Origin of the sequence: Paraglaciecola sp. L3A3 (genome assembly GCF_009796765.1) — a bacterium.
Classification (GTDB): domain Bacteria; phylum Pseudomonadota; class Gammaproteobacteria; order Enterobacterales; family Alteromonadaceae; genus Paraglaciecola.
In genome coordinates, this window is record NZ_CP047023.1 from 675,661 (window position 1) to 693,667 (window position 18,007).

An 18,007-nucleotide genomic window follows, 5' to 3' on the forward strand; every position below is an offset into this window, starting at 1 on the left:
CCGCTGGGCTATCAACGTAGATAATGGGTTCATTATATTTTTCTTTAATCAATTTATAGGTGTTCGATTATTTTTTTGTTGTGTCAATTTTATTGTTTTTTATTTTCCGCTGCGAGTAACACATGATTAGATCTTTGTTGTTGTGCCTGACTAGTGCTTTTTGTTTTAGTGCTACAGCTGCGGATGCTTGGTTTAATGAATTTGCTCAACATATTCAAAGAAAGGCGGTACATAAAAATATTCCGGGTTACACCTTTGCATTTATTGAAAAAGGTAAACCTGCAGCTGTTGTAGTATACGGTAAAGAAAGTAAAACAGGTGCGCCCATCGATGTCGATACTGTATTCAGATTAGCCTCAGTTTCTAAAACCTTTACTTCTATGTTGATGGCTAAATACGTAGAGCATAAAGAACTTGATTGGTCAGTGCCTGTAGCTGATCTTGTGCCACAATTTCAATTGGTAAATAAAGGTGTTACGCCATTATCTTTGCAACATATTATTGGCCAATCTAGCGGCTATACTCCTAATGCTTATGATAACTTAATAGAGGCAAATTATCCTGTTAAGCGAGTACTTACTATGCTCGCTGGCCTTAAACCACTATGCAACCCTGGAGATTGTTACACTTATCAAAATACCTTATTTGCTGTGGTAGATGAATATTTTTTACAACATCATTCTAGCTATGGAGAGGCGTTGCAAAACGCCCTGATTACCCCTTTAAAAATGCCCCATGCCAGTGTGGGTAAAACGGCATTACAAAATTCTGAAAAGTGGGCTAAACCTCACGTGGCAATTTCTAAAAACGGTTGGCGTTCATCTTCAGTGCGAGATGATTATTATCGTTATTCGCCTGCTGCTGGTGTTAACGCTAGTATGCGAGACATGGTGATTTGGATGCGAGCATTATTAGGAGAAAGTCCGAATGTGATTGGCCCTGCACTGGTAAAACAAGTCACTACACCATTAACCAAAAGTAAAAAAGAGTTATATCGACGTCAGTGGCGCAAACATCTTTCTGATGCACATTATGGCTTGGGTTGGAGAGTTTACGAATTCGACGGTGAAATATTAAATTATCATGGTGGTTGGGTGAAAGGCTACCGAGCCGATGTGGCTTTTGCGCCAGATTTTGGCGTAGGTTATGTGATGTTGATGAATGCCGAATCTAATTTGATAAACGAATTTACCCCTGACTTTTGGCAAAGATACTTCAAATACGCTAAGCCATTACAAGCTAATACACATTAATAAATCCATTATCTTAGCGCTATAATACCGAGGGCCGTTTATTAATATGGGTTGGCATTTACCAACCCATATTATCTAGCATATTTATTATAAATTGATCTTAATTTTAGACTTTTAAGTAGGTGTAACCTTTTAAGCAGTTTTCGTAGAAGTCTGTCCATTTAACCCCTTCTCTAGGTTTCATTTCACCTTTAGCGATATGCGCATCTATCGCTTTTTTCACTGTTTGTGCCATAGATTTTGGATGGTACTGCATGATTGATAACACGTCTTCTACAGATGAACCGTTAACTACTTCTTCAATGTAAAAGTCAGCTGGATCGTCATCATGACCAAATATATGTACTTCATTCAGACGACCAAATAAGTTGTGCATGTCGCCCATAACGTCTTGATATGCGCCTGTTAAGAATAAGCCTATGAAATAATCTTCGTTAGCTTTTAGCGGGTGCATAGACAATACGTCTGAAATTCCGTTCTCACCAATAAATTGATCCAACTTGCCGTCACTATCACAGGTAATATCCACTAAAGAACAGTTGACTGTAGGTCGCTCGTTCATTCTGGTAAGTGGCACAACGGGTAATAATTGATCAATAGCCCAAGTATCTGCCGCTGATTGGAAAACAGAGAAGTTACACAAATATTGTGACGAAAGGTTGTATGCTAATTCTTGCATTTCTTCAGGAACAAACTCAGCAGTTTGTATTTTGAGCTGAACCTTTTCCATTATTTGCCAATATAGAGTTTCTATTTTGGCTAACTCTTCTAAAGAAATAACTCGTAATTTAAACGCGCCTAATGCTTGCTCTTTAAATTGGGAAGCATCGTTAAATATTTCCTGTAGATTATTATGAGAATCAATAATCTCTGTTAATTCTCTTATGTTGCTAACTAATACATGTTCGTCAGCTACAGCCTCTGTTTGAATCCCCTTACCATGGGCTTTAATTTCGCCTACAACTTGGGTAATCACGCAACTATGATGTGCGGTAATGGCACGGCCACTTTCACTTACTAAGGTAGGGTGTGGTACTTTTTCTAAGTCACAAACTTGTTTCATGCCAAATACAATATCAGCCACATATTCGCTCATATTGTAGTTACGTGACGAATCATTGGTTGACTGACTACCGTCATAATCGATACCTAAGCCACCACCTACATCGACGTATTCTAATTTAAAGCCCATCTTATGCAGCTCAGAATAAATCATGGCACCTTCGTTTATAGACTCTTTTACCGAACGAATATCGGTTAATTGACTGCCGATATGAAAATGTAAAAGTTTTAAACTATCGGCCATGCCGCGTTCTTCAAGGTAACGAGCCGCGTTGATGATCTCACTAATTGTTAGGCCAAATTTAGCTCGTTCTCCGCCAGAACTTGCCCATTTCCCACGGCCTTTTACTGTCATTTTAGAACGTACCCCTACTAGAGGTTTAATACCTAATTCTTCAGCAATTTTGACGAGTAAAACAAGTTCAGAGAATTTCTCTATTACTACTAATGTTTTACGACCAAGTTTTAAACTTAGTAACGCAAGGCGCATGAACTCCTGATCTTTATAACCATTCAATACCGTTAGAGATTCAGTATTGGTATTCAAAGCCATGACAGTTAATAACTCAGCTTTAGAGCCTGCTTCTAAGCCGTAATTAAAAGGCGCACCGGCATCGACGATCTCTTCGACTACTTCGCGCATTTGGTTGACCTTAATTGGGTAAACACCCATATACTGGCCTTGGTATTCAGCTTCTTCAATCGTGGCGCGAAAAGTTTGGTTTAACTTAGCCACTTGAGATCTGAGTATGTCATGAAACCTTACTACCACTGGAAACTGGATGCCTTCTTCTTTTATTTCATCGACTACGGCTTTAAAATCAATACGCATATCGGTATTGGTAGGATCGGGAGTAACGAATAAGTTACCATTTTCGCCAATTTCAAAATAACCTTCTCCCCAGCGCTTAACACGGTATAGGTTTTCAGAATCGTTTACGGACCAATTGTTTGTTGTTGCCATGCTAAATTCACTGTATTTGGGAGTTAAAAAACCGGTGGATTATATTTGACATCTATACGACTAGCTAGCAACTATTCATCCATTTTTTGATTATTTTTTCTGCTTTGTGGGTAATTAAAGTAACAATAATGATGCTGAGCCTAAAAACACAAAAAATCCAACCACGTCAGTTACTGTAGTGAGGATTACGGAACCCGCTAAAGCTGGGTCAATACCCATCTTATCTAAGATTACTGGGATCGCTATACCGGCTACGGCTGCTATCACCATATTAATAATAACGGCAAAGGCAATAATCGCTGAAAGTGCGTTATTGTCGAACCATATCGAGGTAATAAAAGAAATAACCCCTGCCCATAATAAGCCATTAAAAAATGCTACTAATACCTCTTTATTACCTAAAGCATGTAAGTTGGACTTGGCTAATTGGCCTGTGGCTAAACCACGTATTGTTAAAGTCAGAGTTTGGCTGCCCGTTATGCCGCCCATACTCGCCACTATAGGCATAAGAACCGCTAGGGTAACAACCTCTGCGAGTACCTGATCAAATAAGCCAATTACAATGGATGCCGCAAAAGCTGTGATTAAATTAATGCCTAACCAAACAGCTCGTCGTCTCGAGCTGGTGAACACAGGCGCAAATAAATCTTCGTCACTCACTCGGCCCATATGCGACATTTGTGATTCGTAATATTCCTGATACACGTCTATGGCATCTTTAATAGAAAATCGACCTAGTAATCTGCCTTGGCCATTAATCACAGGTAACATTGAACGACCACTGCTTTTAACGGCTTCTGATGCTTCAAATAAATCCAAATCGGCTGCTAATACTCGGTCTGAAAACTCCGCAATTTGAATGACCTCTTGTGTTTCATCATAGTCAAATAATTGGTTGATATCGATTTGCCCAAGGTAGTGCCCAGAATCGTCAACCACTAAAATACTGTCTGTATAAGGGGGCAGTTTTTCAAACTTTAGCTCATTTAATAAATCTTTAATGAGTATGCCCTTACTTACCGTATAAACATCGTGGTTTACATATCGTCCTAATTGCTCATCATTATAATTTAACGCCTCTTCAACTAATTCAGTGTCTTCAGGATTTAATTTTTGAATTAGCCCTTTTGCGACTTTGTTGGGTAAAGCATCGAGAATTTCGACTAAATGTTCGGCGCTACTGCTAAGTGCCACATCTTCGATGTTTTCTGCACTTAACAAAGACATTAATTGTTCACGAGAGTCATCTCGCATCGCAGCTAGAATAGGTGACTTTTTATCTTCGTTAAGTGTTTGCCAAAGTTCTAAACGTAGATGTTTAGGTAAGCCTTCGAATATAAATGCCCAGTCTTCTGCTGAGAATTCTTTAGCGATAATAGGAACCGCTATTTGGCCTTCTTGTAGTCTATCTAAAACCCATAAAAAGGCAGACTCTCTTTGTTCGTTAGTTACCATTTAGTCATCCTTAGGGGTAAATAATTTATATACAATTGTAAGTTAATTCTGTACTACTTGTATCTGATTTCGTTGTATATTTTTCTGCAATACTTGGGTTATGGTCAAATAACCCACAACTAGATATTTATTAACCTTGAAAGAGCTAATTTTATGCAAGATAGAGAGACGACAAATACACCTAGCATTGATGATCCCGAACATATTTTTGAGTTGAGGTATTTAACTCTCGATGATTATGCTGATGTTAAAGAGTTGATGGATGATATTTATGCAAAGGTGGGAGGTGCTTGGCCTTTAAAGAATTATAAAGCACAGCTAAGTACTTTCCCTGAAGGGCAACTTTGTATCGAAGATAAAGGCAAAGTAATAGGTGCTGCATTTTCTGTGATTGTGGATTATGACAAATTTGGTGATAAACATACCTACGATGAAATTACCGGTGATGCATACTTAACCACTCATGATCCAAATGGCGATGTTTTGTATGGTGTTGATGTCTTTGTTTCACCTGATTATAGAGGTCTGCGAGTTGGTCGAAGATTATATGAAGCCCGTAGAGAGTTGTGTAAAAACTTAAACCTGAAGTCAATAATGGCAGGAGGTAGGATCCCAAATTATTCTAAACATGCAGCGGAAATGTCTCCATATGAATATATAGAAGCGGTTAAATCAAAAGATTTATACGATCCTATTCTGACTTTTCAAATCTCTAATGGTTTTGAAGTTAAACAAATTATGCAAGCATATTTACCTGAGGATGAAGCATCTCAGGGTTATGCCACTTTGTTGCAATGGCACAATATGTATTACAACGCAGATTCCCCTAAGTTATTTGGTGGGCATAGAAATACAGCAAGGATAGGTTGTGTTCAGTGGCAAATGCGTTATTTTAATGACGTTAAAGCACTGCTACAGCAAGCAGAGTATTTTATTGATGCACTGTCTGATTATAAGTGTGATATTGCAGTATTCCCTGAATTTTTTAATGCACCCTTGATGGGCATTAAACCAGCAGAAACCTCAATCGATGCAATTTGGAATTTGGCTACTTACAGTGAAGAAATTTTAACTGAAATTTCACGTTTGGCAGTGTCGTATAACATTAATGTCATAGTTGGCTCTATGCCGGTAGTGGAAGATGACGAGTTATATAACATTAGTTATTTGTGTCATAGAGATGGGCAAATTGACAGTCAATATAAGCTACATCCAACTCCTCATGAAAAGAAAGACTGGATCATGCAAGGCGGCAATAAGTTGCAAGCATTTGATACTGACTTCGGAAAAATAGGCATTCTGATTTGTTACGATGTGGAATTTCCTGAGTTAGGCAGAATTTTAGCTGAGCAAGAAATTCAGGTATTGTTCGTTCCTTTTTGGACTGATACAAAAAATGGCTATCTTAGAGTTCGAATATGCGCACAGGCTAGGGCCATCGAAAACGAATGTTATGTGGCTATTGCCGGAAGTGTAGGTAATCTTCCACAGGTCGATAATGTTGATATTCAGTATGGACAATCAGCGGTTTTTTCACCTTCTGACTTTGCTTTCCCACATGACGCAATCGTTTCGGAAACGACACCTAATACAGAAATGACGTTAATTGTTGACTTAGATCTAGATAGATTAACTCAGCTTAGAAATGAAGGTTCGGTGAGAAATTATCTCGACAGGCGCCGTGATTTGTACAAGGTAGACTGGACGGGTAAATAATACTAGTTAACCAGAGCTCGGGATAAACCGAACCTCTAGATGCGTGGGGTTTTCTAGTAATAGCCCGCTATAACGTGCGAAAAACCGCCTTGCTATACACGAAAAATTTCGTCATCGAATAAACCTTAATCCAAATATAACTGCGGGCTTATTTTTAACTGAATGATATATTTTTTTGTCATTCAGTTAATTTATTAGCTTCAATTCAATTTGTATGTATGTATTCACTATCGTTAATTGTCTTATTTTATAGTGCATTTCGTTAGCATAACCATTTTAGATTGATAATCATCTCAACTCATTTCGTACTCAAAAACTTCTTCGATTGTTTGACCAAACACAGTGGCTATTTTAAATGCAACTTCTAAAGTTGGTGAGTGCTTACATTTTTCAATGGCAATAATTGTCTGTCGAGATATACCAATCAGCTCAGCTAATTCATGTTGTGTCATCTCATCAGCAAAAAATCTTAACTCTCTAATTTTGTTCTTTATAGGTAATTTGTTCATTTGTTTTATTCAATTTAGCTTTGTATAGGTTCGTTTTATATATTCAAATTTACTTAGTTTAAGTTAGATGAATATGAAATTTCTGAATACATTCGGCTTAATACTGAGGTGTTTATGATTAGTACCTTTAGTTGTATCAATTAATATTTAGAATATTACTTTGGCTGTTCTCAGAGCCACTACTATGTTTGTTGTTCTGCAAGCTATCGTAAATTAGCCATTCAGTATTATGTTGCCTACCCTTATTGAGTCACCTTAATTGTAAGCAGTGACAATTATCATTTAGCCATAAGTTAATATTTTGAATATTGAAGCTGAGTTAGTTATAGCAAACTTGAGGCATAAAAAATACAACTCAATGTAAAGTTTATTTTACTTTAAGTCTGTATAAATAGATTTTATTGGCAGGGATTATGAATTTAAATTAGCCCAATCAGTTCATTAGGAATAAGCTAATTAACTCTTTTTTGTTGGCTTATTTCTCGATCCTAATGTTGGTTGATCAGGACGAATATGTTTTTGTTAATAGGTTAAAACAGTCATTACTGTTAAGAACAGCTAAATAATTATTAGTTAAACTAAGACAACAGAGCAACATAAACACATATTTAAAAGAGATATCTTTGTATTGTCGCAAGTAATTTTAGGCGCTGAATTCAGCTGCAAAATTTTATTAACTTTTAGAAATAATACACTTCTCAGATGAGATAAATGATTACCCCAAAAAATCTTACACTTGCAAATTAATATAAAAACAAAGAGCGCTAACTAAAGTACAAGTTTGCTTTTTGCCCCTTCAACTAGGGACTAAAAATATCTTCATCTACAAAAATAACATCAATGTAAGTACTTGCAAACTTAAATTTTAGTTTTAACCGATATTTTAAGTGATTTTCCGTTTAACTTGACTTGGTAACCTAAAATTATGCGCCTAGCGATAAGGTTTGATGCAGCTATCTGGGGGGGGATCTAAATGGCATTTCTTTATTTACGTTCTATCAACAAAATGCAATATATACTCAGTACCATCAAAATTGTTTAAAGGAGAAATTTAATGAAGATACTGGTTGATACTCATGCTCATTCGATTGCAAGTACCCATGCTTATAGTACGGTAAATGAATATTTTATTGAGGCAAAAGAAAAAGGCTTACAAATATTCTCTTTGACTGAGCATGGTCCTGAGATGCCAGATTCACCTCATCCATGGCATTTTGGTAATAGAAAAATATTACCTAGGCAGAAAAATGGTGTGGTGATGTTAAAAGGAATAGAAGGAAATATTTTACCTAATAAAGGGGGATTAGATATTTCCGAACACATGTATGCTTATTTGGATTTTGTTATTGCCAGTTTTCATGAGCCCGTATTTAAACCATGTGATATTAAAACGCACACAAAGGCAGTGCTAAATACTATTCGGTCAGGTAAGTGTCAAATATTAGGTCACCCAGGCAACCCTAATTATCCTTTAGATTATGCTGAAGTTATCAGAGCGGCAAAAGATAATAACGTACTTATGGAAATCAATAATAGCTCATTTACCCACTCTAGAGAGGGCAGTGCGCCGTTCTGTAGAGGTATTTTAGAATTAGTTGATAAGTTGGATTGGAAAGTCTGTTTTGCTAGTGACGCTCATGTAGCGTATGACGTGGGAAATTGTTCGGAGTCGGTAAAATTAGCTGAAGAAATTGGTTTCCCTGTAGAGCGGATCGTAAACAGGGATGCGTTTAGTTTCTTGGCATTTTTAGCTGAACATAATAAACCGGTAGCCAATGAATTAGCCCCTTGGTTGGCGTCTATTCGTGACTGTAAATAACAGATTTATTTCTGCCCATTTCTTTGGCTTGATATAGTGCTTTATCCGCTTTTTGAAAGGTCTCTTCAAAACTTTCTGTTTTGCTCATTTTAGCTATGCCAATACTGACGGTTACTCTTTCTTGATCGGCAATTACGTAATTGGATGCCTCTATCTTTTTCCTGACCCTTTCAGCAAAAGGGTATTGGTCTGCAGCATTTAAACAATGAAATAAGACTATAAACTCTTCGCCTCCCCAGCGAGCAACCAAGTCATAGGAGCGCATACAAGTATTAATGTTATCCGCCACATCTTTCAAAACACTGTCGCCAACAGCGTGGCCATGATTATCATTAATTTTTTTGAAGTGATCTAGGTCTAACATCATTACAGCATATTCGTGTAATAACCCTGTAGCGTCCAACTGTTTGATAATTTGAGTTAGACCTTCTCTGTTTAATATTTTAGTTAATTTATCTGTCTCAGACTTTTGTTTGTAAATAGCACTTTGCTCAGTCACTTTCGATAATAAATTGATGTATTTTTGAGATTTCCTATTGAGCCGCACATATCTAAATAATATTTCACCTATTAATAGTACGCTCCAAAAAATAATAATCGAGAAATACAGCAACTCTTTTTTAAAATAAACGCCCTCAGCTTGAATCGATTTTAGATGAAATTTATGTTGGCCCAATGGCGCTGGATTAGGAATGCCTAAACCTAAAGAAATGACTTTTCTGATATCGGGTCCGACTAAATGGGGAGGGACGTTAAATTCATCTATCCACCAATCAGAAACCCTTAGTTGATCAAGATATATAGGCGACACTTCGCTGAAAAAATCAGCCGGTTTAGTTAGGGTGTTAAATTTACCAGCCTTTATTTCATCAATGTCACCTGGGTATTCATAATAATTACGTAGGAATATCCTGATATATTCGGCATTTCCTTCATATTCTAAATCAATATTTAGATGCGTATAAGTAGAGAGGTCTATCTGTTTATATGGTTTTTGTGACCAAGAAATTGCGATATTGCAATAAGGGTAAGGAGTCCCGCCTTTATAGTTGCAAATCCATTCAGATTTGTTTTTATCTATCCATGTAAATTCTGTACTTCCGCCTTCAACACCATCTGCATATATAATAGTGATGCTGTTTAAATCGGGGTGGATAGTAAGTGTGCGTTTAGGGATATAGTCATAAAATAAGACCAATGCTACAGTTACCATAAAGGCAAAAATTTTTAATTTAGTAAAATTATCTGTAGCAATTTTGGTCATTCTATTCCGTTGAACTTAAGAATTAATCTAATTGTTTAATTTCTATGGTTCTAAATTGAGTTGGATGAGTTTCAGCCTGAACAGAAATATGACCTTTAGTAACCTTTAACGGATTACCTTGGTCTAACCATTTTTTGCCCCATGGATCACTTGGGTCAATTTGCATTTCTGAATATTCAAACACTAATTCATCATTTATAAAGTGTTTTACGCTGCCATCGGCTTTTACTTCTGCTTCAAACCAAACCCATTGATCTCCATGAAAAGTTTTTGACGAAGAAGTGAGGCAATGTTTTTTGATCAATTTACCATTTTGAATAATATGTGTGCTAGGTGAACAAAAGTTACCCGTTGTACGTTCATCTACTCCATTTCCTCCCAATAATTGTGCTTCAGCAGAAATAGGGAAAGGTTGGTCAAGCCCCATTGATTCAGCTGGTGGTGAATTTAACATGACACCGTTATTACGATAAGCCCAGCTATATTTAGGATCATTGGTTACTTGCTCTCCAATAAAACGGTATTCAACTCTAATCCTATAATTAGAATAGGACTTGTTGGTGAATAAATGGCCAAATCTATCATCTTCAAAGCCATCCCAGTTGTCATAAGAAACTGTTAATAATCCATCTTCAACTCTAAAGGTGTCTTTATAGTTTTCGCCTACAGGAATACCGTTAAATTTTGCAGTCCAACCGTCTAGGTTTTTACCATTAAAAAGGCTAACCCATTCTGTTTTTGCAGATTCATTTTTTGCAGAGCTACTATCTGAGCTGCAGGCACCGAGTGTGAGAAGAGATGCTGAAGCTAGTAATATTCCGCATAAGTGTTTTTTCATGTAAATAGTTTCCTAATATTTAAAATTATAATTGTTATTCATGGCGAGATATTAAATCTCGCCCTTTTTAAATAGTTTTACCGCATGATGTGCAGCTCTTGCTGACAAGGCCATATAAGTTAAAGAAGGGTTTTGACATCCCCCTGAAGGCATACATGCACCGTCTGTAATAAACAGGTTGGGTACATCATGGGCTTGGCACCATTCATTTAATACAGACGTTTTAGGATCACGCCCCATTCGTGCCGTCCCCATTTCGTGAATACGGTTACCTGGTAAAGAAAGAGTTAACTCTGTATCAGGGCCTCGGTTTATGTTAACTGCCCCAGCAGCTTTTAACATTTCATATGCGTCTTTTTGTGCTTCACGCATCATTATTTTTTCGTTTTCACCCATTACACAATTTATATTAGCTAATGGTAGTCCCCATTTGTCTTTTTTAGTTTTATCTAAAGTGACGCGGTTTTCTGGATTAGGTAGTACTTCACCAAATGCGTATAAGCCCACTTGCCAATTACCCGGTTTGCGATTGGCTTGTTTGAAGTCTTCACCAATTCCAGGGCGGTTACCGGTCCAGCCTATTCGTTTGCCGCCGCCTTGATAACCAAAGCCTCTTAAGTAGGGTTTGTCTTGTTCTGTGATGTTGGCATATCTTGGAATATAGACTCCGCCTGGTCGACGACCGTAATAATATTGATCATCAAAGCCTTCAAATTCACCACTTGCTGCTGCAGCGCTTACATGATCCATAAGATTTCTGCCCACTTGATCTGAGCTATTAGCTAAACCATTGGGGAAACTAGCTGATTTAGACTGTAATAAGATCATTGCGGTAGCGATACTTGATGCATTAAGAAAGACAAAACGTGCTGTATAAGTTTTTACTTCTTTGCTTTGTGCATCGATAACTTTAACACCAGATACTCGTTTTTTTACCTCGTCGTATTCTAACGAATGAACAATCGCGTTATTCACTATTGTACAGTTACCAGTTTTCAATGCTGCTGGTAAGGTTGCAGAATTAGAAGAAAAGTAAGCCCCAAAACTACAACCTCGATTACAATGGTTTCTAACTTGGCAAGGTCCACGACCTAAAGACATTTGTTCTTCAGTGGGTTTGGTTAAATGGGCTACCCGTGCATGTATTACTTTTCTAGTTGGAAAACTCTCTTCTAAATTTTTCTTAAATTCTTTTTCAACACAAGTCATTTCAAAAGGGGGCTGAAAAATACTATCAGGTAGTTGTTCAAGCCCTTCATTACTGCCTGCTATACCTGCAAATTTTTCAACATATTCGTACCAGGGTTTTAGGTCGTCATAACGGATGGGCCAATCAGTTCCATGTCCATCTTTTATATTGGCTTCAAAATCTTGTGGGCCTAAACGATATGATTGACGCCCCCACAATAATGAACGTCCGCCTGTGTGGTAGCCACGTATCCAGTCATAAGGCTTATCTTTTGGTGTGACATATGGGTGTTCACTGTCTTTAACCCAAAAATGTTTTGTACTGTCGCGCATGGCATAGCGTACTGCTCGATATTGAATTGGATAGTCATTTTTAACTTCGTCTTCAGGAATTTGATCTAAGTTAGGTCGTTCCCAAGGTGTGACAAAATCAGCATAATCTTTACTGGGTTCAATTGGCCCACCTCTTTCTAACACTAAAACTTTTAGCCCTTGTTCAGCTAATTCTTTGGCGCTCCAACCACCACTCATTCCTGAACCTACTACAATCGCATCATACTCTGTCATTCTATAAGACCTTATAAATTCTACTACTATATATTTGTTTTTAAGCTAATTAAGCTGCCCAAGTCCGGCCGACTTTTTCGAATGGAATACAAGCTTCCCAACGACCTGGAACTAATTCATATCGTAACTCTTGGGTTGCACCTACTTCAGATGAATAATAAAACCGTGCAATAAGTGATTTAACCGAGCGATAGCCCCAAGCTTTATTTTTTTTACCAGAGAAGGCTTGGCTATCTAATTCGGTTAATGACGATAATTGTATTTTTGATGGAGCAGTTAAAAAGTTTTGTCCGGCTAATTTATCTAAACTTTGTTTTATTTCAGATATTGCTATTTTCTGTTTTTCTTTGGATTCAGTAGATGCCCAATCTGCATGTAGAGTATCCATCATTTTAGGCGCACCAATGGCTAATGCTCCTGGGGTATCTGTATCAGGAATGATCAAGCTGGTTAATATACTTAGTAATTCATATTCATTAGCCGTGTAAAAGCGCAAATTATCTGGATGTGAATTTTTTTCAAGTTCTAGGCTTGCTAACGACTTATCGAAGTTTTCAACACAACCAACGGTTGTCGCTACACCGACAGATGCCATGATACCAATTAGTAAATTTCGTCTAGTCATGCCTTGGTTTGCTGGGGCATTGGGTGATTGGTTTTGTGTTTCTTGGGCTGCAGATTTATGCATAAGTTACCTTTAAAATGACTGGTAAAAATATTAACGCTATCAAAGCATTATTCGTACAAGTCGTTAACATTAATTATCTGTTATTAAAAAGCAAGATAACATTTATATTTTTAGTAAATTTGTATGACAATAATAGTGTTTATTTTAAATCTAAAACTAAACTGCTAGCTGTTGAAACTAATATGATTAGAATCCGGCCGTTATTTGGTTGCCGGATTTACAGTTTAATTGGCTGCTCATGGAGTGCAGAAAATTGTTCTTTGAGGGCCAGAATTTGTTGTTCCCAATATTTTCCATCTGCAAACCAAGGGAAGGCTTGAGGGAAAGCCGGATCTTGCCAGCGTTTTGACAACCACGCCATGTAGTGGACCATACGCATAGCCCGCAGAGGCTCTATTAAAGCTAGTTGGCTAGAGTCGAAGTGATGAAACTCTTCATAGGCTGCAATTAAGGTATCAAGTTGAACAAATTGTTGATGGCGATCACCCGATAACATCATCCATAAATCTTGTATCGCTGGACCTGAGCGACAATCATCTAAATCGACAAATGTAGGTCCATCTCGCCACAGAATGTTGCCTGGATGACAATCTCCATGTAATCGAATCGGTTGGCTATTAAAAAATTGTTCAGATGCAAGCGTGGTCACTTGTTGTAAAATAGTGAAGAAAGGGCTGTGCAAACCTTGGGGGATAAGCGTACTATTTTGTAATTCTTGCAGGGGAAGTACTAGATGTTCATTGATGCTTATTTCTGGTCGATATTTGAATTTAGCACTTTTGGCTACAGCGTGCATTCGTCCAACAAACCTTCCCATCCATTCTAATTGATCTAGATTATCAACTTCAAATTGCCGACCTCCAACTGAATTAAAAATCGCAAAATAGTAGCCTTTATATTCATGTAAAGATTGTCCTGCGTATTGAATAGGCGGAACAACAGGTATCTCATGATTAGCTAACTCAATGGAAAAATCATGCTCTTCTTGAATTTGCAATTGTGTCCAGCGTTGTGGTCGATAAAACTTCACCACATAACGTTTTTTATCTTCAGCTATAAATTGATAAACACGATTTTCATAACTATTTAATGCCAATAAGCCGGATTCGACCCGAATATCTACTGATTCAATCGCATCTAAAATAAGGTCTGGGTTGAGACCTGAAAAATCAAAAGTTGTCATAGGTCAGGATACAAAAATTTGCTTTTTCCCGATACTTCTACAGGTTCGTTATTGTCGCCAGTAGTTTGTAAGGTAAAGCTAAATTCGGTGACTGTTTCTGACAACGAATTTGGATTGATTGCAATGCTTATTGGAAGGTTCAAAATTTCTCCACCCGCCACAGATATTTCAGTTTTACCTTTAAATATATGTCCATCTAAACCCGTCACAGAAATATTATAGCTCTGTAATTTTTGTGACTTATTTAATATTTTTAAAGTGTATACATTTTCGATTAGACCATTATTGGTTTCACGATATAGAGAGTTACGGTCACGAATAATATCTATTTCTAAAGGCTTACGGGACATTATTTCAAACACCAATAAAGCTGTCATTATTAACAATACAACAGCATAGCCAATTAATTTGGGACGGAATATTTTAGTTTTGCCACCTGCTAATTCATGTTCAGAAGTAAAACTGATTAAACCTTTGGGGTAGTTCATTTTATCCATCACCCCATTACACGCATCAACACAAGCTCCACAGTTTATACATTCGTACTGCAAGCCATTACGTATATCAATACCAGTGGGGCAGACCTGTACACATAAATTACAATCTATGCAGTCTCCCAAACCTTTTTGTTTATTTTCTTCTGAGGTGGTTTTTCTACTTCTTGGTCCTCTGTGCTCGCCTCTGTTTTTATTATAAGCAACAGTGAAGGTATCTTTATCAAACATGGCTGATTGAAATCTTGCATATGGGCATATGTGAGTACACATTATTTCACGCATCCAACCCGCGTTTGCATAAGTACAAACAGTAAAAAATAGAATACTGAAAGTAGCCCAGAAACCAGAAGAAAAACTAAAGAAATCTATAAATAAAGAATCGATTGGTGTGAAATACCCCACGAAGGTAATAGAAGTTAATAACGCGATTACAACCCAAGCTATATGTTTAAGGGTTTTTCGCCAAAATTTATCAAAGTCCATTTTCCGTTGATCTAGTTTCATGCGTTTGTGGCGGCTACCTTCGAACAGCTCTTCAAACCAAATGAAGATAAAAGTCCATGTGGTTTGTGGACACATAAAACCGCACCAAACTCGGCCCGCAAAAGTAGTGACAAAAAATAGAGCAAAAGCTGAAACCATTAAGATCCATGCCAGTAACGTTAAATCTTGTGGCCATAAAGTTAAGCCAAAGATATTAAATCGCTGAGCCCCAATATCTAATAATATCGCTTGACTACCTTCATATGTAATCCAAGGTAAAACCGCAAATGCACCAAGGAACCACAAACCCATAAATCGTCGTACATTCTCTAATACACCGGTTACTGCTCTGACATAAATCCTACTTCGTGGATTATAGCCATTATCATGTTTGTTTTTGTCGGGTTGATGAACTTTGACAGGAGAGATATTTTTGACGGGAATGCGTTCACTCATTCTGGATCCTTGGAAAAGTAGTAATAATAATGTTCTACAAACCTAGCTAACCTGAACTTGGGTTAAGAAGTATCGTGCAAATTTAATTTTTATCGATAACTCAAAACGTTACAAATAGTAATTTATTTTCGTTCACGTCAAGGTTCTCTCAATGACGAAACTTTTGTGTATAGCAAGTTGGTTTTCGTAAGTAATAGCGTGCTATTTCTAGAAAACCCAAAACGCCAGGCGCAAAAAGAGCGTTATTGAGAGGCTCGGCCTATCCCGAGCTCAGATTAACCAGTATACCATTATGTTAGAACCTATGCTTTGTTGTAGAAGGGATTTTTTCAGAATACATCGGCTAAGATGAAATTGTTTAACTTATCCTTAGTTATAAATAGGCATAACTACCAACAGTATAATTTATGCTTTGGGTCAAGGTATGATATTAGCTTCTTATTGTTCGCTTACTTGTTGTTATGTTTAAATTATTCATTATTACATTCGAAATCCTTGCCTTGGTAATGATCCTTCGTTCATCTTTTGTCCAGTTTTGGTTAGCCGATTTACAATCTTCGGTAGCTGATTGGATGTTAGATATGTCTTTGGTTATCGATAAACAAGAGTTAGCTGAGTTGAGAGATGAAATTGCGCCACATACACAAAATTTAAGTGCCTATCAAAAAGACTACATATTACAGATTACCGATAATAAAGCGGCATTGAGCAATTTCAGTCTTTACTACTGTAAACACGGAGATAAAAATCCGTTTATTTATGGTTCGAGTTTACGTTACTTGTGTAATGAAATTGATCGTAAAGGTATTGTTAAGGTCTAGTTTTCTCAATAGTCATGAATCGATTAGGCAGTTGGATAACAAAGTGAGCACCTCCTAATTTAGACTGTTTGACGTAACACTTACCCTGATGCCAATCGACAATACGTTTTACTATTGCCAGTCCTAAACCTGCGCCACCTTTGGTTCTATTGCGGCTTTCGTCAGGTCGATAGAAAGGGCTAAATATTTTTTCTCTGATGCTTTCAGCGACACCTTCTCCATCATCTTCTATGTTTATCAGAATGGTATCGTTGTGTTTTTTTATGTTGATAGTTAAAGTGTGTTTAGCATACCTAGCACCATTAATAAGTAAATTAGCTACGGCTCGTTCGATAAAATGTTCATCAGCTAGGATATTAACGTCATCGCCTTGCACACTTACCTGCAAATTTTGTAAATGACTTAAGCTAAGACGCTGAACTAGTTGTTGGCATAACTCTTTAATAGGTATTTCTGAAAGGCTCAATTCAGGAATATGTGCGCCTGTACTTGAGTAGTCGAGCATTTCTTGAACTAATAATTCTAATTCATTCACGTCTTTATGCATTTCTGCCCATGGAGCTTTAGGGTCATCAGCTTGCATAGCTAAAGCAAATTTTAATCGTGCTAATGGTGTTCTAAATTCATGGGCGACAGCTCCGCTCAGTTCGCGTTGAGCTTGAATTAATTCGTTAATTTGGCTTCGCATAGAGTTAATCGCTTGTGCGATAGGTGCAATGAGAGAATGTTTGCTTATATGATTTTCGGCAATGGTTCCGTCAGGTAATACAGATGAAACCGTTTTTTGTAGCGATGACAGATCACGCCATAAAGGCCAGATCCAGAGTGCAATTGCGCCACCCAAAGATAAGAAAAAAACAATACTATAAATAAAAAACTGCGTTGAGCTCTGTTGAACAGCAGGTAAGGATATCTCTAACACCATTTGTTTGGCTGTTTTTACATATAGTTGCTCGCCAAGAACTGGGTCGACTAAGCTTAGCACTTGCCCAGCCAGTAAGTTGTTTCGATCGCTCACTGACCAAGCTATATCTTCAAGTTGTTTTTCTACTGCTTTTAATTTTAGGTTTTTAGCGAGAATAGCAATATCAAGGTTTTGTTGATTGGCAGCTTGGATGACAGTTGAATAAACTGCGTTAGCACTTAATTCTTGATTGCTAAAAAATATACGATCTAAGCCAGTACTTAAGCCGATTAAAGCTAGGGTAATAAACACATATAAACTAATGAACAAACGAGCCATT

At 37.3% G+C, this 18,007-nt stretch carries 14 protein-coding genes; 4 read left to right on the top strand and 10 right to left on the bottom strand.

Annotated elements, in window-relative coordinates; all coding sequences use genetic code 11:
- The first annotated feature begins 122 nt into the window (after positions 1-122).
- Positions 123-1,253 (top strand): serine hydrolase, encoded by a 1,131-nt coding sequence (locus tag GQR87_RS02830; protein ID WP_158966354.1) that lies wholly within the window; start codon positions 123-125, stop codon positions 1,251-1,253.
- 106 nt (positions 1,254-1,359) lie between these two features.
- On the opposite strand, the gene speA is transcribed toward GQR87_RS02830, so the two are convergent.
- Positions 1,360-3,279, bottom strand: coding sequence for a biosynthetic arginine decarboxylase (gene speA, locus GQR87_RS02835; protein WP_158966356.1), 1,920 nt, complete (start codon positions 3,277-3,279; stop codon positions 1,360-1,362).
- Between the two features lie 114 nt (positions 3,280-3,393).
- Positions 3,394-4,734, bottom strand: coding sequence for a magnesium transporter (locus GQR87_RS02840; RefSeq protein WP_158966358.1), 1,341 nt, complete (start codon positions 4,732-4,734; stop codon positions 3,394-3,396).
- Between the two features lie 153 nt (positions 4,735-4,887).
- On the opposite strand from GQR87_RS02840, the gene GQR87_RS02845 reads away from it, so the two are divergent.
- The gene (locus GQR87_RS02845) at positions 4,888-6,450 is read left to right on the top strand and encodes a bifunctional GNAT family N-acetyltransferase/carbon-nitrogen hydrolase family protein (RefSeq protein WP_158966360.1); all 1,563 of its coding nucleotides are present in this window, start codon (positions 4,888-4,890) and stop codon (positions 6,448-6,450) included.
- Positions 6,451-6,743: 293 nt separating this feature from the next.
- On the opposite strand, the gene GQR87_RS02850 is transcribed toward GQR87_RS02845, so the two are convergent.
- Complete coding sequence (locus GQR87_RS02850) at positions 6,744-6,959, bottom strand: helix-turn-helix transcriptional regulator (RefSeq protein ID WP_158966362.1); 216 nt, start codon at positions 6,957-6,959, stop codon at positions 6,744-6,746.
- Positions 6,960-8,013: 1,054 nt separating this feature from the next.
- Between GQR87_RS02850 and GQR87_RS02855 the strand changes: the two genes are divergently transcribed.
- A complete protein-coding gene (locus tag GQR87_RS02855; protein WP_158966364.1) occupies positions 8,014-8,778 on the top strand; it encodes a phosphatase in 765 nt (254 codons plus the stop codon).
- On the opposite strand, the gene GQR87_RS02860 is transcribed toward GQR87_RS02855, so the two are convergent.
- The 6 genes from GQR87_RS02860 to ccoG form a co-directional block, all read right to left on the bottom strand.
- On the bottom strand, positions 8,759-10,042 hold the full coding sequence (locus GQR87_RS02860) for a GGDEF domain-containing protein (RefSeq protein WP_158966366.1): 1,284 nt from the start codon (positions 10,040-10,042) through the stop codon (positions 8,759-8,761). The genes GQR87_RS02855 and GQR87_RS02860 overlap by 20 nt on opposite strands.
- Positions 10,043-10,064: 22 nt before the next feature.
- Entirely contained in the window at positions 10,065-10,880 is an 816-nt protein-coding gene (locus GQR87_RS02865; protein ID WP_158966368.1) for a DUF1080 domain-containing protein, read from the bottom strand.
- A gap of 51 nt (positions 10,881-10,931) precedes the next feature.
- Complete coding sequence (locus GQR87_RS02870) at positions 10,932-12,635, bottom strand: GMC oxidoreductase (RefSeq protein WP_158966370.1); 1,704 nt, start codon at positions 12,633-12,635, stop codon at positions 10,932-10,934.
- Positions 12,636-12,684: 49 nt separating this feature from the next.
- On the bottom strand, positions 12,685-13,323 hold the full coding sequence (locus GQR87_RS02875; RefSeq protein ID WP_158966372.1) for a gluconate 2-dehydrogenase subunit 3 family protein: 639 nt from the start codon (positions 13,321-13,323) through the stop codon (positions 12,685-12,687).
- Positions 13,324-13,540: 217 nt separating this feature from the next.
- Entirely contained in the window at positions 13,541-14,506 is a 966-nt protein-coding gene (locus GQR87_RS02880; protein ID WP_158966374.1) for a serine/threonine protein kinase, read from the bottom strand.
- Positions 14,503-15,942 (bottom strand): cytochrome c oxidase accessory protein CcoG, encoded by a 1,440-nt coding sequence (ccoG, locus tag GQR87_RS02885; protein WP_158966376.1) that lies wholly within the window; start codon positions 15,940-15,942, stop codon positions 14,503-14,505. Before ccoG ends, GQR87_RS02880 begins: the two co-directional genes overlap by 4 nt.
- A 461-nt stretch (positions 15,943-16,403) precedes the next feature.
- Here ccoG and GQR87_RS02890 point away from each other — a divergent pair, with 461 nt between their 5' ends.
- Entirely contained in the window at positions 16,404-16,763 is a 360-nt protein-coding gene (locus GQR87_RS02890; protein ID WP_158966378.1) for a hypothetical protein, read from the top strand.
- Here GQR87_RS02890 and GQR87_RS02895 read toward each other — a convergent pair.
- Positions 16,753-18,006: an ATP-binding protein gene (locus GQR87_RS02895; RefSeq protein ID WP_158966380.1), complete on the bottom strand. Its 1,254-nt coding sequence runs from the start codon at positions 18,004-18,006 to the stop codon at positions 16,753-16,755. The two genes, GQR87_RS02890 and GQR87_RS02895, sit on opposite strands and share 11 nt — an antisense overlap.
- Position 18,007 lies beyond the last annotated feature (1 nt).